Annotated in this window: 16 protein-coding genes and 1 rRNA gene; 12 read left to right on the top strand and 5 right to left on the bottom strand. The window is 65.6% G+C overall.

Annotated elements, in window-relative coordinates:
* The first annotated feature begins 159 nt into the window (after nucleotides 1-159).
* Nucleotides 160-273, top strand: a 5S ribosomal RNA gene (rrf, locus tag G5S35_RS19120).
* A gap of 161 nt (nucleotides 274-434) precedes the next feature.
* On the opposite strand, the gene G5S35_RS19115 is transcribed toward rrf, so the two are convergent.
* Nucleotides 435-1,436, bottom strand: coding sequence for a LysR family transcriptional regulator (locus G5S35_RS19115; protein WP_065059408.1), 1,002 nt, complete (start codon nucleotides 1,434-1,436; stop codon nucleotides 435-437).
* Nucleotides 1,437-1,693: 257 nt separating this feature from the next.
* On the opposite strand from G5S35_RS19115, the gene G5S35_RS19110 reads away from it, so the two are divergent.
* From G5S35_RS19110 to G5S35_RS19100, 3 genes are all read left to right on the top strand, one after another.
* Nucleotides 1,694-3,919: an FUSC family protein gene (locus tag G5S35_RS19110; RefSeq protein ID WP_065059409.1), complete on the top strand. Its 2,226-nt coding sequence runs from the start codon at nucleotides 1,694-1,696 to the stop codon at nucleotides 3,917-3,919.
* A 166-nt stretch (nucleotides 3,920-4,085) separates the two neighbouring features.
* A complete protein-coding gene (locus G5S35_RS19105) occupies nucleotides 4,086-4,304 on the top strand; it encodes a hypothetical protein (protein ID WP_065059410.1) in 219 nt (72 codons plus the stop codon).
* A gap of 184 nt (nucleotides 4,305-4,488) precedes the next feature.
* Nucleotides 4,489-6,015: an acetyl-CoA hydrolase/transferase family protein gene (locus G5S35_RS19100; protein ID WP_065059411.1), complete on the top strand. Its 1,527-nt coding sequence runs from the start codon at nucleotides 4,489-4,491 to the stop codon at nucleotides 6,013-6,015.
* A gap of 107 nt (nucleotides 6,016-6,122) precedes the next feature.
* Here the strand turns inward: G5S35_RS19100 and G5S35_RS19095 are convergent, their stop codons facing one another.
* Entirely contained in the window at nucleotides 6,123-6,374 is a 252-nt protein-coding gene (locus G5S35_RS19095) for a GlsB/YeaQ/YmgE family stress response membrane protein (RefSeq protein ID WP_124261370.1), read from the bottom strand.
* 197 nt (nucleotides 6,375-6,571) lie between these two features.
* Nucleotides 6,572-7,279 carry an MgtC/SapB family protein gene (locus G5S35_RS19090; protein ID WP_074986712.1) on the bottom strand — a complete coding sequence of 236 codons (708 nt, stop codon included), beginning with the start codon at nucleotides 7,277-7,279 and terminating at the stop codon, nucleotides 6,572-6,574.
* Between the two features lie 225 nt (nucleotides 7,280-7,504).
* On the opposite strand from G5S35_RS19090, the gene G5S35_RS19085 reads away from it, so the two are divergent.
* From G5S35_RS19085 to G5S35_RS19060, 6 genes are all read left to right on the top strand, one after another.
* The gene (locus G5S35_RS19085; protein ID WP_065059414.1) at nucleotides 7,505-8,512 is read left to right on the top strand and encodes a LysR family transcriptional regulator; all 1,008 of its coding nucleotides are present in this window, start codon (nucleotides 7,505-7,507) and stop codon (nucleotides 8,510-8,512) included.
* Nucleotides 8,513-8,768: 256 nt separating this feature from the next.
* Nucleotides 8,769-11,966 (top strand): efflux RND transporter permease subunit, encoded by a 3,198-nt coding sequence (locus G5S35_RS19080; RefSeq protein WP_183039419.1) that lies wholly within the window; start codon nucleotides 8,769-8,771, stop codon nucleotides 11,964-11,966.
* 39 nt (nucleotides 11,967-12,005) lie between these two features.
* On the top strand, nucleotides 12,006-13,286 hold the full coding sequence (locus G5S35_RS19075; protein ID WP_110328437.1) for an efflux RND transporter periplasmic adaptor subunit: 1,281 nt from the start codon (nucleotides 12,006-12,008) through the stop codon (nucleotides 13,284-13,286).
* Nucleotides 13,283-14,800, top strand: coding sequence for an efflux transporter outer membrane subunit (locus tag G5S35_RS19070; protein ID WP_065059416.1), 1,518 nt, complete (start codon nucleotides 13,283-13,285; stop codon nucleotides 14,798-14,800). Before G5S35_RS19075 ends, G5S35_RS19070 begins: the two co-directional genes overlap by 4 nt.
* A gap of 91 nt (nucleotides 14,801-14,891) precedes the next feature.
* On the top strand, nucleotides 14,892-15,581 hold the full coding sequence (locus G5S35_RS19065) for a heavy metal response regulator transcription factor (protein ID WP_065059417.1): 690 nt from the start codon (nucleotides 14,892-14,894) through the stop codon (nucleotides 15,579-15,581).
* Nucleotides 15,578-17,038 (top strand): heavy metal sensor histidine kinase, encoded by a 1,461-nt coding sequence (locus G5S35_RS19060; RefSeq protein WP_080180691.1) that lies wholly within the window; start codon nucleotides 15,578-15,580, stop codon nucleotides 17,036-17,038. Before G5S35_RS19065 ends, G5S35_RS19060 begins: the two co-directional genes overlap by 4 nt.
* Nucleotides 17,039-17,093: 55 nt before the next feature.
* Here the strand turns inward: G5S35_RS19060 and G5S35_RS19055 are convergent, their stop codons facing one another.
* Both G5S35_RS19055 and G5S35_RS19050 read right to left on the bottom strand, forming a co-directional pair.
* The gene (locus tag G5S35_RS19055; protein WP_074986707.1) at nucleotides 17,094-18,185 is read right to left on the bottom strand and encodes an AI-2E family transporter; all 1,092 of its coding nucleotides are present in this window, start codon (nucleotides 18,183-18,185) and stop codon (nucleotides 17,094-17,096) included.
* A 138-nt stretch (nucleotides 18,186-18,323) separates the two neighbouring features.
* Nucleotides 18,324-19,487, bottom strand: coding sequence for a metallophosphoesterase (locus G5S35_RS19050; RefSeq protein ID WP_074986706.1), 1,164 nt, complete (start codon nucleotides 19,485-19,487; stop codon nucleotides 18,324-18,326).
* Between the two features lie 420 nt (nucleotides 19,488-19,907).
* Between G5S35_RS19050 and G5S35_RS19045 the strand changes: the two genes are divergently transcribed.
* Together G5S35_RS19045 and G5S35_RS19040 are read left to right on the top strand one after the other, a co-directional pair.
* On the top strand, nucleotides 19,908-20,231 hold the full coding sequence (locus tag G5S35_RS19045; RefSeq protein WP_065059420.1) for a hypothetical protein: 324 nt from the start codon (nucleotides 19,908-19,910) through the stop codon (nucleotides 20,229-20,231).
* A 95-nt stretch (nucleotides 20,232-20,326) separates the two neighbouring features.
* Nucleotides 20,327-20,941, top strand: a complete 615-nt coding sequence (locus G5S35_RS19040) for an alpha-ketoglutarate-dependent dioxygenase AlkB family protein (protein WP_074986705.1) — start codon at nucleotides 20,327-20,329, stop codon at nucleotides 20,939-20,941.
* The last annotated feature ends 139 nt before the right edge of the window (nucleotides 20,942-21,080 follow it).

Raw genomic sequence — 21,080 nt, 5'->3', positions numbered from 1 at the left:
GCACTTACGGGCATCCCACCCCCGCAGGGGGCAAAGCGCACGGTTGAGAGATCAGTGTTGTGCCGATATAAACAACACAACCCGAATTCAGTAAAAACTCTTTACGCTTCTTCCAGATTGGCTGTGGCGCCCCCAAAGGCGACGCAGCAACCCGTCATGCCTGATGACCATAGCGAGTCGGTCCCACCCCTTCCCATCCCGAACAGGACCGTGAAACGACTCTACGCCGATGATAGTGCGGATTGCCCGTGTGAAAGTAGGTAATCGTCAGGCTTCTTATGCAGTACGTCCAGAACCCCGGCTTCTCCAGAAAGAGAGCCGGGGTTCTGGCGTTTGGGCGTGGGAAATACGCGTAGCCAGAACGCTCAGGCAGGAACAAAAAAACGGCCGTCCCAAGGGACGGCCGTTTTGCCTTCGACATCTATCACGCAGATTTAATCCTCGGTCTTCTGAGCCGCAGTCAGCGCATCAGGCGTCGTGATCGACGCGGCATCGACGAGTTGTTCCTGCGTCAGCTCCTCGAGCAGCGCCATATCGCGGGCAATCACCTGCGGGAGATGCGCGCGCAAAAATTCCACCCACGTCTTCGTCTTCGCATCGACGAATTTGCGCGACGGATACAGCGCGTACACGTTCACTTTCTGCAGAATGTGTTGCGGAAGCACACGCACGAGCGTGCCATTGCGCAGCCCTTCGATGGCCGCATAGACCGGCAGCATGCCGATACCCATGCCTTCGCGAATCGCAACCGCGAGCGACTCGGCGATATTCACCTGCACCGGCCCGTCGACGTGCATTTCCACGCCGCCTTCCGGACCTTCAAGCGTCCATTCGTGCGCGGGCGACGTCGGCGTCTTGAGAATCAGGCAGTCGTGATGCGCGAGATCGGCGGGCGTGCGCGGCGCGCCGTGCGTATGCACATAGCCGGGCGACGCACACAGAATGCTGCACGTCGAACCCAACTGGTGCGAGACCAGATCCGAGTTCGGCAACGAAGCCGCCGTAATCACCGAGACGTCACTGCTGCCCTCGAACAGATCGGGCAGACGCTGGGAGAGCGTGAGTTCGCACGTCACTTCCGGATGCAGCGCGCGATAACGCGAGATCGCGGGCAGCACATATTGCTGGCCGATACTCGCGAAACTGTGCATGCGCAACGCGCCGGCGGGGCGTTCATGCGCGCAGCTCGCTTCTTCTTCGGCGCTGTCGACGTCGGAGAGAATCTGCTTGCAGCGCTTGAGATAGCGCTCGCCCGCGGGCGTCAGCGCGAGCCGTCGCGTCGAGCGATTGAGCAGACGCGTGCGCAAATGCGCCTCGAGTTCCGAGACTGCGCGAGACATCGCACCCGTCGTCGAATCGAGCGATTGAGCCGCGGCAGTAAAACTGCCGGCTTCGACGACGCGGACAAAGACCCGCATATTTTGTAGCGTATCCATCAGACCTTCTTCTGAACGTTCTTGTTCGGTGCGAAAACGATATTGTCCGCCTTGCAGACCCTCACATTGTTGAGCGATCTGGAACGGACGTTCCCCGTCCCTCCCGTTAATTCGCTCCAGTGAGGCTCCTACAATCGGCGCCTGTCGGCCAGAGTGGATTCGCGATCACCGCACGCTCCGGCCCCGTGCAACCACGTTGTTCTGCCCTGCGTAAGCAGCGGCATTCTTCGTATCATTCCGAGCGTAGTCCGCAGTCCATGAACCGCCAGCCAGCGATACATCGAGCGATCGACTCGCGTCGGCGCGCTGAAATTCTTTGGCGCGCGGCGCGGCGCGGCCTGCGCGAATGGCGAGCCGGCCATGGCGCGATCTGGCTGCACCTGCTGAAAACGGTCACGGCGGGTTTGCTGGCGATGGGCATTGCGATGCTGCTCGATCTCCCGCAGCCGCGTATCGCGATGACGACGGTGTTCGTGCTGATGCAGCCGCTCTCCGGCATGGTGTTCGCGAAGAGCGTGTACCGCATCGTTGGCACGGCGGTCGGGATGGTGGCGGCGGTGGTCCTCGGGGCCGTGTTTATCCAGCAGCCCGAGCTCTACATCGCGGGGATGACGGTGTGGGTCGCCGCCTGTACGGCGGCTGCCATGCGGAATCGGCATTTTCGTTGGTACGCGTTCGTGCTGGCCGGCTATACCGCGGCGCTGATCGGCATCCCGCTCGTGATGCAGCCCAATGGCCTCTTTCTCGCCGCGCTCGGACGCGGGGCGGAAGTGGCCGTGGGCATCTTGTGCTCCGGGGTGGTCAGCGCCGTCATCGTGCCCCGTCAAACGGGCTCGGTGCTTGAGCGCACCTTGCGCACTCGTTATCTCGATTTTACTCAGTTCGCTGCTGGCGTGTTGTCAGGCGGTCTTGAAAGGGGCGCATTCGAAGGACGATTCGCGCGCCTTGTCGACGAGATCGTCGGTTTCGAAGCCACGCGCGCTTTCTCATTTTTCGAAGATCCGACGATGCGCGCGCGTAGCCAGTTGCTCGCGCGCCTCAACGGCGAGTTCATGGACGTGTGCGCCCGCCTGCACGCGCTGCGCCAGTTGAAGAAGCGGCTGCGCTGGACCGACGAGGCCATCGCGCCGCTCGCGCCATATTTCAGCGAACTTGCGGCAGCGCTCGCGCAGCGTCCGCGCCAGGGCGAGACCGATCGAACGTATGCGCTGCGTCTCGCTGAAAGTCTTGAAGCCTTTCAGCGTACGCTGCCGCGTCACGTGCGCGAGACGCGCCGTCCGCTCGAAACGAATGCGCCCGACGTGCTGCAGGACTTCGATACCACGGCGGAACTGATCTATCGCTTCACGTCGGAGATCGCGCGTTACAGCCGGACGTGGGCGTCGCTCACGCAGGCCGGGCTGCCGCCCGAGCCGCGCGTCACGCGCTATGTGCCGCGGACGAGCTGGTATGTGGTCGCGTTCACCTTCATGCGCACGGCCGTGGTGGTCGCCGCGCTGGGCTGGTTCTGGGTGGAAACCGACTGGCCGAGCGGCGGTCTCGCGATGATCGCCGGGGCGCTCACGTGCGCGCTCACCTCGTCGGCGCCGCGTGCCACGCGCATGGCGTTTCAGATGGCTGCGGGCGCGGGCTGCGCCGCCGTCGTCGGCTATTGGCTGATGTGCTACGTCTATCCGAACGTCGATGGATTTCCGCTGTTGTGCGCGGCGCTCGCGCCCTTGCTCGCGCTGGGCGCGTTCCTCGCGACGCGGCCGCGCATCGCGGGCTTCGGCGTCGGCTTTTCGGTGTTCCTGTGTCTGCTCGCCGGGCCGGACAACGTCATCTCGTACACGCCCGATCTGCTGGTCAACAACGGTCTCGCCGTCGTGGCGGCGATGGTGGTGGCCGCGCTTGCGTTCGCCGTGGTGTTCCCGCCTCACATGAACTGGCTCGTGGCGCGTATGTGCGTCGCGCTGCGCGGTCAGGTCGTGATCGCGTGCCGGGGCGAACTGGCGGGCCTGAACCAGCAGTTCCAGTCCGGCGCGCACGATCTGATGCACCAGTTGCGTCTGCTGCTCAACGGCCGCAAGCAGGCGCATCGGCGCGCGCTGCGCTGGATGCTCGTGACGCTCGAAGTGGGGCATGCCGTGATCGACCTGCGCAGCGAGGTGGAGCATGCCGCGTGGCTCGATCTCGTCAATCCGCGCTGGCGCGTGAGCTTCGGGCATCTGCTCGACGATATCTCGGGCCTGTTCGAGCACCCCGACGCGGCGCAGCTCGACCGCACGCTGAGCGCCCTGCGCGGGGCCACATGGATCGCCCAGGAGGCGCTGCCGTCCGTCCAGCACGACCGTGAGCGCCGTCACGACGTGCAACGCATCCTGAGCCATCTGCACTTCATTCGCAGCGCGCTGATCGACCGCGATGCGCCCCTTGGCGCCCTCGCGCGCCGCGCCGCGCGCGGCCGGCCGTTCTGGCCGCGATCGCATTCGAACTCTCATTGATCTGTCGCATTGAACGAACGCTTCAATGTGCTTTAACGTTTGACCCGCGCGCGATCCTCGCGTGGCTTGGAAGAATGCCTTCCAGCCGGGCTTCTTAATTTATCCAGGCGTGAGTCATATAGTCACATCACTGCTTCGGCAGTACCCGTTAGCACTGGAGAGTGAAATGAAGTCCCTGAAGATCGCTGTTGTTGCCTGTTCGCTGTTTGCCGCCGCCGCTGCTTATGCACAGAGCGAAGCACCGGCAGCGAGCGTCCCTCAGCAGGTCGCACAAGGCGCGGTTCAATCGGCCGCGCAAGCGCCCGCGCGCGAAGTCGCGAAGTCGGCCGTCAAAGACGAATGCGTCGGACCGGTCAGCTTCTGCAACATTTATTTTGGTAGCTGAGATCGAGTAACCGCCCGCGATGTGCTGGCGCACGCTTGAGATTCTTGCCGCGGCGCCTGCGTATGGGTCCTGCGGCTTTGCGCATTTCCGGCTGCAAAACTGTTTTGCACAATCCGTAAATGCAAACCGCCGAAGCGAGACCTGAAAAGGGCACTTGGCGATCAGAGAGTTTGTGGAGACTTTGATGTACGAAGACCGTATCCGTTGTGCCGCCTTGCGCGGGAAGATTACCTCGGCCGCCGAAGCGGCTCAACTCGTGCGCAATGGCATGCGCGTGGGCGCCAGCGGCTTTACCCGCGCCGGCGACACGAAGGCCGTGCCGATCGAGCTGGCGCGCCGCGCGCGTGAAGAGAAAGAGCCGCTGCGTATCACGCTCATGACCGGCGCCTCGCTCGGCCACGACGTGGACCGCATGCTGACCGAAGCGGGCGTGCTCGAACGCCGTCTGCCGTTCCAGGTGGACACCACGCTGCGCAAGGCCATCAATCGCGGCGAAGTGATGTTCGTCGATCAGCATCTCTCGGAGACCGTCGAGATGCTGCGCGCGAATCTGCTGGGCAAGCTCGACCTCGCGATCATCGAGGCCGCGGCCATCACCGAAACCGGCGCCATCATCCCCACGACTTCGGTCGGCAATTCGGCGAGCTTCGCGATTCTCGCGGAGAAGGTGATCGTCGAAATCAATCTCGCGCAGCCGCTCGGTCTCGAAGGTCTGCACGACGTCTGGATTCCGGGCCGCCGCCCGCATCGCGATCCGCTGCCCATCGTGCGCGTGGACGATCGCGTGGGCACGCAGGCCATCGAGATTCCGCCGGAGAAGATCGCGGCCATCGTCATCACGAACGAACCGGACAGCCCCTCGACCGTGCTGCCCGCCGATGAGGAAACCGCGCGCATTGCCGGCCACCTGATCGACTTCCTGCAGCACGAAGTGAAGCATGGCCGCATGAGCGCGCAACTGCCGCCGCTGCAGGCGGGCATCGGCACGATCGCGAACGCGGTGCTGTCGGGCTTCGTGGATTCGCCGTTCGAAGCGCTCACGATGTATTCGGAAGTGCTCCAGGACTCGACCTTCGACCTGATCGACTCGGGCAAGATGGTGTTCGCATCGGGCGCTTCCATGACGCTCTCCGCGCCGCGCCAGGCACAGGTGCTCGCCGAACTCGACCGCTATCGCGACAAGCTCGTGCTGCGTCCGCAAGAGGTGAGCAACCATCCGGAAGTGATCCGCCGTCTCGGTCTGATCGCGCTGAACACCGCGCTCGAATGCGACATCTACGGCAACGTGAATTCCACGCACGTGGGCGGCACGCACATGATGAACGGCATCGGCGGCTCGGGCGACTTCGCGCGCAACGCCTCGTGCGCGATCTTCGCGACCAAGGCCATCGCCAAGGACGGCAAGATTTCGAGCATCGTGCCGATGGTGCCGCACGTCGATCACAACGAGCACGACGTCGATGTGATCGTGACCGAGCAAGGTCTCGCCGACCTGCGTGGCCTCGCGCCGCGCGAGCGTGCCGCGCTGATCATCGACCGCTGCGCGCATCCGCTCTATCGCGACCTGCTGCGCGACTACTATCGCGACGCGCTGAAGCACGGCGGTCAGACGCCGCACAATCTCGCGAAGGCGTACGAGATGCATCTGCGCTACAACGAAACGGGCTCGATGCTGCCGGAAGTGGGCGAGGGTCTCGTCGCGAATGCGTAAGCATGGCGAAACAAGCCGCGCGTAAGCGACGTATTTAAAACACGCGCATAAAAAAACGGGAGCACCTGCGAAGGTGCTCCCGTTTTCTTTTGGGCGAGGCTGCCGCGCTACGCTCGCCGGAACAGCCGGATCACGAACAGCAGGATGACCGCGCCGACGATGGCGGTGATGATCGAGCTGATCATGCCGCCGCCGATGTTGATGTGCAGGACGCCCGCGAGCCAGCCGCCAATGAACGCGCCCACGATGCCGACGATGATATCGACGATCAATCCGAAGCCGCCGCCCTTGACGAGCAGACCCGCGAGCCAGCCCGCGATTGCGCCGATGATGAGCCAGCCGATGATGCCGTGTTGCATATTGGATTCCCCCTTGTTGGCGTGAACGAAGTCACGGTGTATCGAGCTTAGCCGAGGGTCGAAAGCGCGTCCACGAAAGCGGGCCAGAATTGACAGTTCTTGAAATCTGCCGGGGCGTGTTTCAGAAAATGAAACAAAACAGCAATGCGATGGTAAGGATTGCGTGAGGAATCCGTATGCATTGCGAGCGCAGAGGCTTATTCGGGTGCAGCCTCGGTTTCCGCCGCCGTCCAGCTCACGCTGGAGACACTTTTTTCCATGCTCAGCCGGCTCGCCATCTGTTCGAGCTTGGGCTGGTATTTCGGATGCAGGCGCAGCGTGGCGGTCACGCGCAGCCGCTGCGGCTGGCCGTCCACGTCCTCGCTCGTGAGGCTCTGAAACGACAGCGGCGTCGAGTACATCGAATTCGAGAGCACCGTGCGAATGTGGATCTCGTCCTCCTCGCGGCACACCACCGTCAGCACGTAGACGCTCACCAGATCGGCGTTCGACACCGGCGACTGGTTGATGATGCGGCTCACCTCGCGCAGCACCGTGTTGGTGAGCAGCACGACCGCCGTGCCCGCGACGGCCGGCACGTAATGCCCCGCGCCGCACAGCACGCCCACGGCGGCCGAGCACCAGAGCGTGGCGGCCGTGTTGATGCCCTGAATCGAGCCCTTGTCGCGCATGATCACGCCGCCGCCGAGAAAGCCGACGCCGGACACCACGTAGGCCGCGATCTGCGTGACGCCGCTCGACCCGTTGCCCGTGAGCACGCCGAGCGTGACGAACAGGCACGCGCCGCTGGCGACGAGCGTGATGGTGCGCAGGCCCGCCGTGCGCTGACGCATCTGGCGTTCCAGTCCGATGGCGACGCCGCAGGCGAACGCCGCGAGAAGGCGCAAGGCGAATTCGTAAGTCATCGTTCTGTCATGAAAAACGGCGCGCGGGATGCGTTGCCGGGCGGCTGCGCGCCCTTGCGATCCGCGCTGCGGTAGCGCCGTGGATCATACGCGGGCGCGCCCGGCTAGCCAAGCTGGCGCGGCTGTCATTTACAGGTCAGCGTCCAGCCACGGCCGCCAGGCGAGACTGGCGCCATTCACAATGAATCAAGCCAGAAAGAGCAAGACGATGGAGAGGAGTCGCTGATGGACACGCTGCGCAACATGCGGATTTTCGTGAGGGTGGTGGAGTCGGGCAGCTTCACGCGCGCCGCCTCGAACGAAACGATGACGACGGCGCAGGTCTCGCGCGCCGTCACGGACCTGGAGTCGCGGCTGCGCACGCGGTTGCTCAACCGCACGACGCGGCGCATGTCGCTGACCGAGGCGGGCGAGCGCTATCTGCAAAGCTGCAAGCGCATTCTCGCCGACATCGATCAGGCCGAAGCCGAGGCCGCCGCCGCGCACGCGAATCCGGCCGGCAAGCTGCGCGTCTACGGCGGCACCAGTTTCGGCCAGCATTACGTGATGCCGCTGATCGCGCGCTATCAGCAGCATTTGCCTGATGTTTCGGTCGACTTGACGATCGCGCAGCAGATGCCCGACATCATCGAGGAAGGCTTCGACGTGGCCGTGGTGGTGGCCGCCGAACTCGAGGATTCCGCGCTGATCTCGCAGCATCTGGGCAGCACCGCCGCCATTCTGTGCGCCTCGCCCGACTATCTGCGCGCGCGCGGCGTGCCGCGCTCGTTCGACGATCTCGAAGCGCACACCTGCCTGCATCTCACCGATGCGAGCCTGACCGCCGGCCAGTGGGTGTCCGAAGGGCCGCTAGGCGAGACGTTTCGCCACACCGGCGTGACGCCGTTCCAGGTGAACAACCCCGAGGCGCTCGCGCTCGCCATTCGCGAGGGCATGGGCATCGGGCCGCTGCCGGTGCCGGTGGCGCTGCCCGGACTCGCCGACGGCTCGCTCGTGCGCGTGCTGCCTTCGCATCGTCTGCAAAAGCTGAACATCTTCGCGCTCTACGCCTCGCGCCGTTATCTGGACGCGAAGATCCGCACGTTCGTGGAGTTTCTGCGCGAGAAGGTGCCGCTCGTGCTCGCCGAGCAGGAAGCGGCGCTCGCGGGCTGCGACGCGCCCGCGTCGAGTCGCCGCGCGACCGCGCATGCGCGCAAGGTGCGCGAGCCCGACCGTCTGCGCCTCGTGAACTGAAGCCCGCGCCTCGCCGCACGAGGCGCGCCGCCGGGACGCTCGATGCCGCTGCGCGGCAAGCGCGGGCGCGGGGCGGCGCGTGACTGTCAAACGCGCCATCTTCGCGCCACGCATGCGCCACCGCGATTGCCTATGATGCGGACCCGCCAGAGCCGGATCTGCATCCGGTCCGAACCCGATATGAAGCCCGGCCGGACGACGCCCGCAGCGCCGTTCGCCTCGTCCGTGCCGTCCCACCGCTCGCACAACCTGCCCCATGTGGATCGTCAATCTCGCGCTGAAGCGGCCGTACACGTTTATCGTGATGGCCATCCTGATCGTGCTGGCCACGCCGTTCGTGCTCATGTCGATGGCCACCGACGTGCTGCCGAACATCAACATCCCCGTCATCAGCATCATCTGGTCGTACACGGGTTTTTCCGCGCAGGACATGGCGCAGCGCATCACCTCGGTCAACGAGCGCAGCCTGACGACCACGGTGAGCAACATCGAGCACATCGAGTCGCAGTCGCTGCCCGGCATCGCCATCATCAAGCTCTTTCTGCAACCGGGCGCGAGCCTGCAGACCGCGATCGCGCAGGCCGTGGCGTCGGAGCAGGCGCAGCTCAAGCAGATGCCGCCGGGCGCCACGCCGCCGCTCGTGATCAGCTATTCGGCGTCGAGCATTCCGGTGATCCAGCTCGGGCTGTCGAGCAAGTCGATGAGCGAACAGGCGCTCGCCGATATCGCGATGAACTTCCTGCGCCCGCAGCTCATCACGATTCCGGGCGCGCAGGTGCCGTATCCGTACGGCGGCAAGACGCGCGTGATTTCGGTGGACATCGACACGCGCGCGCTGATCGCCAAAGGTCTCACGCCCGCCGATATCGTCAATGCGGTCAACACGCAGAACCTGATTCTGCCGACCGGCACCGCGAAGCTCGGCCAGACCGAATTCCGCGTCGATACCAACGCCTCGCCGGACACGATCGCGGGCCTGAACCGCATTCCCGTGCAGACCGTGAACGGCGCGACCACCTATCTCGGCGACGTCGCGCACGTACGTGACGGCTTCACGCCGCAGACCAACATCGTGCGCCAGGACGGCCAGCGCGGCGTGCTGATGTCGATCCTCAAGAGCGGCGACGCCTCCACGCTGCAAGTGGTGGGCGCGCTCAAGGATCTGCTGCCGAAAGTGCGCGACACGCTGCCCGCCGATCTCGTGATCCAGCCGCTGTTCGATCAGTCGATCTTCGTGTCGGCGGCGGTGCAGGGCGTGGTGCGCGAAGCGCTGATCGCCGCCGCGCTCACGGCCGCGATGATCCTGCTGTTCCTCGGCAACTGGCGCAGCACGCTGATCATCGCGGTGTCGATTCCGCTGTCGATTCTCGCCTCGATCATCGCGCTCTACGCGCTCGGCGAAACCATCAACATCATGACGCTGGGCGGGCTCGCGCTCGCGGTCGGCATTCTCGTCGACGACGCCACGGTGACGATCGAAAACATCGAACGGCACCTGCATTCAGGCAGCGATCTGCACACCGGCATTCTCGAAGGCGCGGGCGAAATCGCGGTGCCGGCGCTGGTGTCCACGCTCTGCATCTGCATCGTGTTCGTGCCCATGTTCTTCCTCACGGGCGTGGCGCGCTTCCTGTTCGTGCCGCTCGCGGAAGCCGTGGTGTTCGCGATGATCGCGTCGTACATTCTCTCGCGTACGCTGGTGCCGACGCTCGCGATGCTGCTGTTCGCGGGTCACGATCCGACCGCGCATGCGCAGCCCGGCGCGCGCGTTTCCGGCTTCACGCGCGTGCATCTGCGCTTCAATCATTACTTCGAACGCGTGCGCGCGAATTACATCGCGCTGCTCAGTCTGCTGCTCGCGCGCCGACGCCTGTTCGGCAGCACATTTCTCGCGTTCTGCGTGCTCTCGCTCGGACTCGTGTTCTTTCTCGGCCGCGATTTTTTTCCGTCCGTCGACGCGGGCAATATCCGTTTGCATATGCGCGCGCCCACCGGCTATCGCATCGAGGAAACCGCGCGTCTGGCCGATGAAGTCGAGAAAACGATCCGGTCCGTCGTGCCGCCCGATCAACTCGCGACCATCGTCGACAACCTCGGTTTGCCGTATAGCGGTATCAATCTTTCGTACAGCAATTCAGGCACGATGGGCACGCTCGACGGCGAAATCCAGATCGCGCTGACGCCCGATCACGATCCTTCGCGCATCTATATCGACAAGTTGCGCACGCTGTTGCCGCAGCGGTTTCCGGGCATCGAATTCTTCTTCCAGCCCGCCGACATCATCACGCAGATTCTCAACTTCGGTCAGCCCGCCGCCATCGACGTGCAGGTCGTGGGTTCCGATCTGGACAAGGACATGGCGCTCGCGAGCACGCTGCTCAAGCAGGTGCGCCAGTTGCCGGGCGCGGTCGATGCGCATATCGCGCAGCGCAACGACGAGCCCGCGCTGATGCTCGCGATGGACCGCTCGCGCATGCAGCAACTGAATTTGAGCCCGCAAATCGTGGCCCAGGATGTGCTGATCGCGCTTTCGGGCAGTTCGCAGACGTCGCCCGCATTCTGGGTCAGTCCGCAGAACGGCGTGGAATATCCGCTCGCGGTGCAGACGCCGCAATATCGCGAAGCGTCGGTCAACGAAGTGATGAATACGCCGGTTTCGGCGCACGCGAGCACGGCGAACGCACCGCTGCAACTCGTGAGCAATCTCGTGCAGCTCAAGCCGCACGACGGCCCGGCGCTCGTCACGCACTACAACATCCGTCCGGTGATCGACGTGCTCGTGAGCGTGGAAGGCAGCGACCTCGGTTCGGTGGGCGCGCATATCGACGCGCTGATCCGCAACGTGCAGGCGCACGCGCCGCGCGGCACCACGGTCACGATGCGCGGGCAGATCGGCACGATGCGCTCGTCGTTCATCGGCCTGGGCGTGGGCATTGCGATGGCCGTGGTGCTCGTCTATCTGCTGATCGTCGTGAACTTCCAGTCGTGGGCCGATCCGCTCATCATCGTCAGCGCCTTGCCCGCCGCGCTCGCGGGCATCGCGTGGATGCTGTTCATCACCGGCACGCATCTGAGCGTGCCCGCGTTGACGGGCGCGATCATGACCGTGGGCGTGGCGACCGCGAACAGCATTCTGGTGGTGTCGTTCGCGCGCCAGCGTCTTTCCGCGGGCGCGACGCCGCTGGCCGCCGCGCTCGAAGCGGGCGCGACGCGGATTCGCCCCGTGCTGATGACCGCGTTCGCGATGATGATCGGCATGGTGCCGATGGCGCTCGGTCTCGGCGAAGGCGCGGAGCAGAACGCGCCGCTCGGCCGCGCCGTGATCGGCGGGCTGCTGTTCGCCACCGTTTCGACGCTGCTCTTCGTTCCGCTCATGTTCGCGACGGTGCATTCGCGACTCGCGCATCGCGCCGAAGCCCGGCGCGAACGCGAGGCGCAACGCCGCCGCACGTGATGCAAGGACGCTCGACAACCGCATATTCTGGCCGATGACATGAACGAACCTCACCACCATTCTTCCCTCGACATCGCCGTGGGCGGCGAGCAGGGCATGGACCTGCCCGCGCGCGGCCAGGCCGGCAAGCGCGCGCGTATCGCGGTGATCGTGGTCGGCGTGCTGCTGGCGGCGGGCGCCGCGCGCACGATCGTCTCCAACGTGATGAACGCGCATCATCTCGCCGACGTGACGAAGCAGAACGCGCAGCAGTACGTGAGCGTCGTGCTGCCGAAGGCTGCGGGCGCGGACGGGCGCATCGTGCTGCCCGGCACGCTGCGCGGCTACGTGGAAGCGCCGATCTATTCGCGCGCGAGCGGCTACGTGCTGAAGTGGTACGCCGATATCGGCGCGCATGTGCAGCAGGGCCAGTTGCTCGCGGAAATCGACACGCCCGAGATCGACCAGGAACTCGCGCAGGCGCAGGCGCAGCGCGATCAGTCGGCGTCGACGCTCTCGCTCGCGAAGACCTCGTTCGAGCGCGCGCAGCAGTTGCGTCAGCGCGATGCGGTCTCGCAGCAGGAACTCGACGACCGCCAGGGCGCGTACAACCAGGACGTCGCCAATCTGGCCGCCGCCGACGCCAACGTGCGCCGCCTGCAACAGACCAAGTCGTTCCAGCGCATCGTCGCGCCGATTACGGGCGTGATTACGCAGCGCAATGTCGATATCGGCGACCTCGTGAATTCGGGCAACGGCGGCGCGGGGCATGCGCTGTTCGCGATCGCGCAGTCCGATCCGCTGCGGCTGTATCTCGACGTGCCGCAAAGCGATGCGCCGCACGTCGCGCTCGGCCAGCACGTGAGCGTGACGCAGCAGGAGATGCCCGGCGTGACCTTCGACGGCACGGTCACGCATACGTCGCAGGCGATCGACGTCGCCACGCGCACGTTGCAGGTCGAAATCACGCTGCCCAATCACGATGGCAAGCTGCTGCCGGGCGCTTACGTGCAGGCGGCGCTGCAAACCGATTCGCACGGACGCCTGACCGTGCCGGGCAACGCGCTGCTGTTCCGCGCGGAAGGCCCGCGCCTCGCGGTCGTCGATGCGGACGGCAAGATCCGCCTCAAGCCCGTGGAGATCGCGCAGGATCTCGGCCAGACGCTCGAAATCGGACGCGGCATCGAGCCGACCGATCGTGTCGTGCTCAACCCGAGCGATTCGATCGCCGATGGCGACAGCGTCGTTGTGGTCGCGCCGCATGCTGGCGGCGCAAGCGGTGCGAGCGGCGCCAGCGGGACGAGCGGCGCGAACGACAGCGCGAAGCGGAGCACGACGTGAGCGCAACGAGCTTCCCTTCGAAGGCGCGCGCGCTGCTGACGCTGATCGGCGTGGCGGGACTCGCGGCCTGCACGGTCGGCCCGGACTATCAGAAGCCGCAGACGGCGAGTCCGGCCGCGTGGCGTGTCGATCCCGCCGACGCCTACTGGCACGCCGCGCAGCCTGCGCACGCGCCGCTCGATCCGCGCTGGTGGGCGGCGTTCGGCAATCCGGAGCTCGATAGTCTCGAAGACGCCGCGCTCGCCGAAAACCAGACGCTGCGCGTGGCCGTCGCGCACTACGCGCAGGCGCGCGCGACGCTCGGTTCGGTGTCGTCGCAACAGGCCCCGCAGGTGTCGCTCGGCGCGGGCATCGCGCGCGAACGCATCTCCGCGAACCGGCCACAGACGACTTACGTCACGCCGAACATGTCGACCGTGCAGAACGATATCCAGGTCGGCCCGACCATCAGCTACGAGCTGGATCTGTTCGGGCGCATCCGGCGCATGGTGGAGTCGGCGCAGGCGTCCGCGCAGGAAGCCGGCGACGATCTCGCGAACGCGCGCCTCGTGCTCACCGCCGAACTCGCGACCGATTACTTCGCGATGCGCGAACTCGACGATGAAATCGACGTCGTGAACCGCTCGATCGCGTTGCAGCAAAAAGCGCTCGATTTCGTGAGCGCGCAACACGATCTGGGCGCGGTCTCGGGCCTCGATCTGCTTCAGCAGAAGGCGCAGCTCGACGCCACGAAAACCCAGGTGCATCTGCTCGAAAATCAGCGTCAGCAGGATCAGAATGCGATTGCGGTGCTGATCGGCAAGCCCGCGCCCGAGTTCGTGCTCGCGCCGAAAGTGACGCCGCTGCCCACGCCCGCGCTGCCAACCGGCCTGCCGAGCGAGCTGTTGCAGCGGCGGCCCGACGTGGCGTCGGCCGAGCGCGCGATGGCGGCGGCCAATGCGCAGATCGGCGTGGCGCGTTCGGCGTACTTTCCGGACCTCACGCTCTCGCCCACGCTGGGCTGGGAATCGACGCGCTTCAGCAACCTCTTTTCGGTGCCGAGCCTGATGTGGTCGCTCGGTGCGAGCGCGGGCGAAGTGCTGTTCGACGGCGGCAAGCGCGCGGCGGGCGTGGATTACGCGCAGGCCGGCTACGAGTCGGCGCAGGCCTCGTATCGTCAGACCGTGCTCACGGCGTTCCAGGAGGTGCAGAATGCGGTAACGGGGCTGTCCGTGCTCGAACGCGCGTCCACCGACGGCCAGTCCGCCGTCGACGACGCCCGCCAGTCGTTCGAACTCGCCAACGATCGCTACCAGGGCGGCCTCGTCGCCTTCATCGACGTGCTCAACGCCGAGCAGCAACTGCTTGCCAGCGAGCGCCAGGAAGTGCAGATTCACGGACAACAGGCCGCCACGGTGGTATATCTGGCGAAGGCGCTGGGCGGCGGCTGGAGCGCGGACGACCGCGCGCTCGCCTGCAGCATGGGCACCTGCCGCGAGACGCCCGCGCCGGGCGCGGCCGCCGGCAAGGGATAGGCTCACAATGCTCGCGTGCAACGTCACGCGTGCAGCAACACAAGATCATTCGACGCGGCCCAGGAGGCCGCGCACGAAGCGGAGGGCAAGCATGAAAGTTCTGGTTATCGAAGACGAGCGCAAGGTCGTCGATTATTTGCGCAGCGGGTTGAGCGAACAAGGCTGGATCGTCGACGTGGCGATGGACGGCGAAGAGGGCGCGTGGATGGCCACCGAATACGATTTCGACGTGATCGTGCTCGACGTGATGCTGCCGAAGCTCGACGGCTTCGGCGTGCTGCGCGCGGTGCGCGCGAAGAAGGACACGCCGGTCATCATGCTGACCGCGCGCGACCGCGTGGACGACCGCGTGCACGGTCTGCGCGACGGCGCCGACGACTATCTGACCAAGCCGTTTTCGTTTCTCGAACTGGTCGAGCGCCTGCGCGCGCTCACGCGGCGCGCCCGCGCGCAGGAATCCACGCTCATTTCGGTGGGCGATCTGCAGGTCGATCTGATCAGCCGCCGCGCGACGCGCGACGGCGTGCGTCTCGATCTCACGGCGAAGGAGTTTCAGTTGCTGTCGGTGCTCGCGCGGCGGCGCGGCGAAATTCTCTCGAAGACGCTCATCACCGAGCTCGTCTGGGACGTGAACTTCGAAAGCAACGCGAACGTCGTGGAAACCGCCATCAAGCGGCTGCGCGCGAAGCTCGACGGACCGCACGCGTCGAAGCTGCTGCACACGATCCGCGGCATGGGCTACGTGCTCGAAGTGCGCGAGGACGGAGGCCAGCTGTCATGAAGCGCTCGATCTCGCTGCGGCTGTCGGCGATGTTCGCAGCGGTCTCGCTGATCGTCTTCACGCTCACGGGAACGGGCCTGTTTCTGCTGATGCAGCGCCAGTTGATCAACGAGTTGCGCGAGACGCTGGACACGCGCGCGCGCATCGCGAGCCTGATCGTTTCGCACGCGCCCGACGAAAAGAAGTGGGCTTCGGTGCAGGAAAAGCTGCGCGATCTCTCGCCCGCCGACAGCCGCATGCATTACTACGTCGAAGGCCCCGATCCGCGCTTTCGTTTCGGCACGCCCATCGTCGGCACGATCACGGGCGACGCGGGCAACAATCATCAGCTCGTGCGACCGCCGGGCTGCACCTACGACATCATCGTCACGAGCATGACGGTGCCCGCGAGCGGCGATCGTCCCGAAGTGAAACTCGTGGTGGGCAGCGACTGCGTGCGCACCGAAAGCATGCTGCGGCGCTTCGGTATCGCGCTCGGCGTGCTGATCGCGCTCTCGACCATCGCGGTCGCGCTGCTGAGCCGCGCGGTCACGCGTTTCGGTCTCGCGCCGCTTACGCGGCTGTCGCGCGAGGCCGCGCAACTGAGCCCGTCGAACCGGCGGCAGCGGCTGCATTCGGGCGAGTTGCCGGAGGAATTGCACGAACTGGCGACGTCGTTCAACGGCGCGCTCGAACGTCTCGACAAGGCCTACGAACGGCTCGAATCGTTCAACGCGGATGTCGCGCACGAACTGCGCACGCCGGTGAGCATCCTGATCGGGCAGACGCAGGTCGCGCTCACGCGCGATCGCTCGGTGGAGCAGTTGCAGCAGACGATGCAATCGAATCTTGAGGAATTCGAACGATTGCGCGTGATCGTCAACGACATGCTGTTCCTCTCGCGCAGCGATCGCGGCGAACGTGCGACCGAACTCACGGAAGTCTCGCTGCGCGGCGAGGTCGAGCGCATGCTCGAATTCCTCGATATGCCGCTCGAAGAAGCGCAACTGAGCGTGCAAGTGCAGGGCGACGCGCGCGCGTGGGTGAATACGTCGTTGATCGGGCGCGCGGTGAGCAATCTGTTCGTCAACGCGATTCAGCACTCGCCGCCGGGCACCGTGTTGCAGGCCACCATCGCGCCGCAGGACGGGCACGTGGAAATTGCCGTGTCGAATCCGGGCGAGCCGCTCGATCCGTTCGTGCGCGAGCATATCTTCGACCGTTTCTATCGCATTCAGGAAGCGCGCTCGAACAGCCACGAGAATCACGGCCTCGGATTGTCGATCGTGAAGGCGGTCGCGGAAATGCACGGCGGCACGGTGTTCGTGCGCAGCGCCAACGGCATCAATACGTTCGGTTTTTCGGTGGCCGCGCAGGACGGCGGGACGGCGGCGCGACCGAATCCGGCGACCGGGCCGGTGGAGTCGAATGCGCCGCGTCAGGGGCGTGCGGGCGTGCCGCTGCACGTGTCATCCTGAACGCTTCGCAACAGTCTGGGTCGCGCGAGACCGGGTCGCGCTAGACCGGGTCGCGCTAGACCAGTTCGTCGTCCTCGGCGGCGGCCGTCGCGCCCTGATTGTGCTGGTCGCGGCGCAGCAGGTCCCAGCAACTGATGAACAGCGCGGCGATCAGCGGCCCGATCACGAAGCCGTTGATGCCGATGAGCGAAATGCCGCCGAGCGTCGAGATCAGCACGACCCAGTCGGGCAGGCGCGTGTCCTTGCCGACCAGCACCGGGCGCAGCACGTTGTCGACGGTGCCGATGACGAGCGCGCCGAACAGCGCGAGCCCGACGCCGCGCACGAGATCGCCCGTCGAGATGAAATAAATGGCGATCGGCAGCCACACGAGCGCCGCGCCCACGGCGGGCAGCAGCGACAGCAGCATCATCACGAAACCCCACAGCAGCGCGCCCTGAATGCCGCAGACCCACAGCGCGATGCCGCCGAGCGTGCCCTGCACGAAGGCGACCACCACGTTGCCCTTGACCGTCGCGCGGATCACGGTCGTGAACTTGCGGATCAGATGCAGCTTGTGCTGTTCGTCGAGCGGAATGGCGTCGCGCACGAGGCGCGAGATTTCGCGGCCGTCGCGTACCAGAAAGAAGAACAGATAGAGCATCACGCAGAAGCTCACCATGAATTGCAGCGTGTTCTGCCCGAGGCTCAGCGCGCGCGTGGCGACGAACTGGCTGATCTGCGCCGCGCCCGCCGTCAGTCGCTGCTGCAGGCCGGGCAGATCCATGAGGTCGTAGCGCGCGAGCACGTTCTGCACCGACTGCGGCAGCGCATGCACGATCTGGCTGAAGAACGCGCCGAAGTCGAGACTGCCCGCGCGCACCTGCGCATAGGCGAAGCCGACCTGCTGGATCAGCGTGCCGGCGACCAGCGTGAGCGGGAAGATCACGATCACGAGACAGAACAGCAGCGTGATGAGCGCGGCGAGATTGCGCCGGCGTCCGAGGCGCGCGACGAGGCGGCGCTGCACGGGCTGGAAGATCAGCGCGAGAATGGCGCCCCACAGCACGGTGCTGAAAAACGGCGCGAGCACGAAGCACAGCGCGATGGAAACGACGAACAGCAGCAGGTAGAAGGCGGTCTGGTGGAGGTGCTTGTTGCCGTCCATGAGCGTGGGATTCCAGTTGGGGCGGGCAAGGCCAGTCGAGGAGCTTGCCGGTCATGATACCGGCTTGTTGGGCGCGCCCCGCGCGGTGTGCTCGCGGGGTGTCTGTCGCGCAGATTGATTGGTGCTGCCGCCGCGACCTCAGACCGGGCGGGCGCCCACGAGCCGCACGCGCGTGATCTCCGAAGGCGCGCCCAGACGCTTCGGCGGCCCCCAGTAGCCGGTGCCGCGGCTCGTGTAGACCCACAGGCTGCCGAGCTTTTCCAGCCCCGCCGTGAACGGCTGCTGCAACCGCACGAGGAAATTCCACGGAAAGATCTGGCCGCCGTGCGTGTGGCCGGACAGTTGCAGCGTGTAGCCCGCGTCGGCGGCCGCGTGCGCGCTGCGCGGCTGATGCGCGAGCAGCACGCGCGTGTTCACGTCGTCGGGCGCGCCGCGCAGCGCGCCTTGCGGGTCGCTGCGGTGCGCGGGATCGAAATGGCCGCCCGTGTAATCGGTCACGCCCGCGAGCACGAGCCGCGCGCCGCCATGCTCGATCACCACGTGCTGGTTCATCAGCACCGTCAGGCCGATGCGTCGAAATTCGGCCACCCACGCATCGGCGCCCGAGTAGTACTCGTGGTTGCCCGTCACCAGATAGACGCCGTGCTGCGCGGCGAGCCGCCCGAGCGGCGCGGTGTGATCGGCGAGATGCTGAACGCTGCCGTCGACCACGTCGCCGGTGATCGCCACCACGTCGGCGTCGAGCTGATTCACGGCGCGCACGATGCGCTCGACGTAATCGTGCTTGATCGTCGGACCGACGTGGATGTCGCTCAACTGCACGATCGTGAAGCCGTCGAGTTCGGCGGGCAGATTGCGGATCGGCACGTCGACGTTGCGCACGCGCGCGCGCCGCCGCGCGTTGAAGAAGCCGAAGGCCGTCGAGGCGAACGCCAGCACGACCACCGCCGCCGCGCTGCCGGTGCGCCAGCGCGCGAGATCGGCGGCGTGCGGCCAGATCGCGGCGACGGTCATCAGCGAGGCGAGCACGAGATCGCGCACGATCGTCAGCATCAGCAGCGACGAGAAAAAGCCCATGAACAGCATGCCGGTCCAGGCGAGCCGGTCGCCGAGCGGCTGGCGCTTGAAGCGCCGCGCGAGCATGCCGGGCGGAATCACGAGCACCGACAGCACGAGCCAGAGCACCGCGAGCCATTTGACGGCGGCGGGCACGGGCAGATCGGGAATCAGGCGAAAGCCGACATAGGCGTGCAGCAGGATGCCGATGGCGATGAAGCGGACCAGGAACGAGAGTCGAGGCATGGCGGGCGCGGTCGGTGCGGAATCGGAACGGTGGCGGGAAACGTCGGGAAACGTCAGGCGCGGTCGGGCGCGCGGAGCAAGCGCGATGCAGACTCGATGCGAACGCGATGCACACACGCGATGCAAACATCAGCGCGGACGGCGAACCTGGCATCGGCGCGCGTGCGCTGCGATGCATTCTACCGGCGCAGCACGGATCGTGCCGCGTGCGGACGGGCGCCCGGTAAACGGCGCCGCGGCGCCGCTTGCGCAGTGCGGCATAACCCTGGATTGTCAGGCGCGCGGCGTCGTCGCAAGATTTTTATGCGGGCCGCGCATGCTGCATAGCGCTATTAAACGTTCATTGAATCGGACTGATCGATGGACTATGCTCGAATCGAGGTCCACGCGTTTTTTCGGGCACTCTGGGGGAGACGGGTCATGAAAATTACCAGGCCGGTCGTGCAAGGGCTTCATGGTCGTCACGTAGGGCGCGAGGGCAGTCATGTGATGCTGCCGCTCGTTGTCCTCTCGATCATGGCGGTGGTGTTGTACTTCGCGCTCAAGCATATCGACATGCTCGAGATCGGGCGCAGCGCGCTATTCGACGTCGTGATGGTGTTCGTGGCGCTCGGCATCGCGGGCTTCTTCGGCGTGGCCGGCGCGTGGCTGCGCTCGCGAACCACCGAGGAGCCGGCCGAGGGCTTCTGCTTCATCGGAGCGTTGATCGGCGCGGCCGTGTTCTATCTCGCGCTGTTCGTCTGAAGCGCAGCAAGCGGGCCGATGTCGTGTGACGGGGCGCGCCGCGCCGTGCGACACTGCGCGCTGTGTTTTCCGCTTTGCATGTGTTTTCCGACCCGATGTTCGATCTCTTCGACGATACGCCCCAACCCGATGTCGACTGGCATCCCGCCTGGCTCGCGCCCGCGGCGGCGGCCGATTATCTGGCGCGCATCGTCGCCGAAACGGACTGGCGTCAGGAGCGCATCCGCACGCCGGGCGGCTGGGTCGACCAGCCGCGCCTGACCGCGTGGCAGGGCGATCCGGGCGCGGTCTATATCTACTCGGGCATTCGCAACGTCCCGCAGCCGTGGACGACGGCCGTCGCCGAACTGCGCGACGCCGTGACCGCGCAATGCGGCGTGCGCTTCAACAGCGTGCTGCTCAACCGCTATCGCGGCGGCAGCGACAGCATGGGCTGGCACGCCGATCACGAACCCGAACTCGGCCCCGAACCGGTGATCGCCTCGCTGAGCTTCGGCGCCACGCGGCGCTTCGACCTGCGCCATGCCGCGAGCGGCGTGACGCGCTCGTTTCCCTTGTCGAGCGGCAGTTTGCTGGTGATGCGCGGGCAGACGCAGGCGCAATGGCGGCATCGCGTGCCCAAAGAGCCGTCGGTGAGCGGCGAGCGCGTGAATCTGACGTTTCGGGTCGTGATGTCGGAATTGCGCAAGAAGTCAGGCGATCGAGGGTAAATCGCGGCGAGATCGCGGCGAGATCGAGGCGAGATCGAGGCGAGATCGAGGGGATTTCGCGACTTCGCCACGCATGCGTCGTCATTCGCGCTAAAAATCAAATATGACTTTATGCGCATAAATTTTTTATAAGCGCGAT

The organism is Paraburkholderia tropica, from assembly GCF_014171495.1.
Classification (GTDB): Bacteria; Pseudomonadota; Gammaproteobacteria; order Burkholderiales; family Burkholderiaceae; genus Paraburkholderia; species Paraburkholderia tropica.
Note: the sequence above shows the minus strand (reverse complement) of the source record. Positions and strands in the feature narration are given on the sequence as shown.

Excerpts from the sequence above, each read along its gene's own strand:
- G5S35_RS19075 (WP_110328437.1), top strand. The coding sequence starts at position 12,006 with ATGAACGAACCTCACCACCATTCTTCCCTCGACATCGCCGTGGGCGGC.
- G5S35_RS19105 (WP_065059410.1), top strand. The coding sequence starts at position 4,086 with ATGAAGTCCCTGAAGATCGCTGTTGTTGCCTGTTCGCTGTTTGCCGCC.
- G5S35_RS19040 (WP_074986705.1), top strand. The coding sequence starts at position 20,327 with ATGTTCGATCTCTTCGACGATACGCCCCAACCCGATGTCGACTGGCAT.
- G5S35_RS19095 (WP_124261370.1), bottom strand. The coding sequence starts at position 6,374 with ATGCAACACGGCATCATCGGCTGGCTCATCATCGGCGCAATCGCGGGC.
- G5S35_RS19115 (WP_065059408.1), bottom strand. The coding sequence starts at position 1,436 with ATGGATACGCTACAAAATATGCGGGTCTTTGTCCGCGTCGTCGAAGCC.
- G5S35_RS19045 (WP_065059420.1), top strand. The coding sequence starts at position 19,908 with ATGAAAATTACCAGGCCGGTCGTGCAAGGGCTTCATGGTCGTCACGTA.
- G5S35_RS19060 (WP_080180691.1), top strand. The coding sequence starts at position 15,578 with ATGAAGCGCTCGATCTCGCTGCGGCTGTCGGCGATGTTCGCAGCGGTC.
- G5S35_RS19110 (WP_065059409.1), top strand. The coding sequence starts at position 1,694 with ATGAACCGCCAGCCAGCGATACATCGAGCGATCGACTCGCGTCGGCGC.
- G5S35_RS19085 (WP_065059414.1), top strand. The coding sequence starts at position 7,505 with ATGGACACGCTGCGCAACATGCGGATTTTCGTGAGGGTGGTGGAGTCG.
- G5S35_RS19090 (WP_074986712.1), bottom strand. The coding sequence starts at position 7,279 with ATGACTTACGAATTCGCCTTGCGCCTTCTCGCGGCGTTCGCCTGCGGC.
- G5S35_RS19050 (WP_074986706.1), bottom strand. The coding sequence starts at position 19,487 with ATGCCTCGACTCTCGTTCCTGGTCCGCTTCATCGCCATCGGCATCCTG.
- G5S35_RS19100 (WP_065059411.1), top strand. The coding sequence starts at position 4,489 with ATGTACGAAGACCGTATCCGTTGTGCCGCCTTGCGCGGGAAGATTACC.
- G5S35_RS19055 (WP_074986707.1), bottom strand. The coding sequence starts at position 18,185 with ATGGACGGCAACAAGCACCTCCACCAGACCGCCTTCTACCTGCTGCTG.
- G5S35_RS19065 (WP_065059417.1), top strand. The coding sequence starts at position 14,892 with ATGAAAGTTCTGGTTATCGAAGACGAGCGCAAGGTCGTCGATTATTTG.
- G5S35_RS19080 (WP_183039419.1), top strand. The coding sequence starts at position 8,769 with ATGTGGATCGTCAATCTCGCGCTGAAGCGGCCGTACACGTTTATCGTG.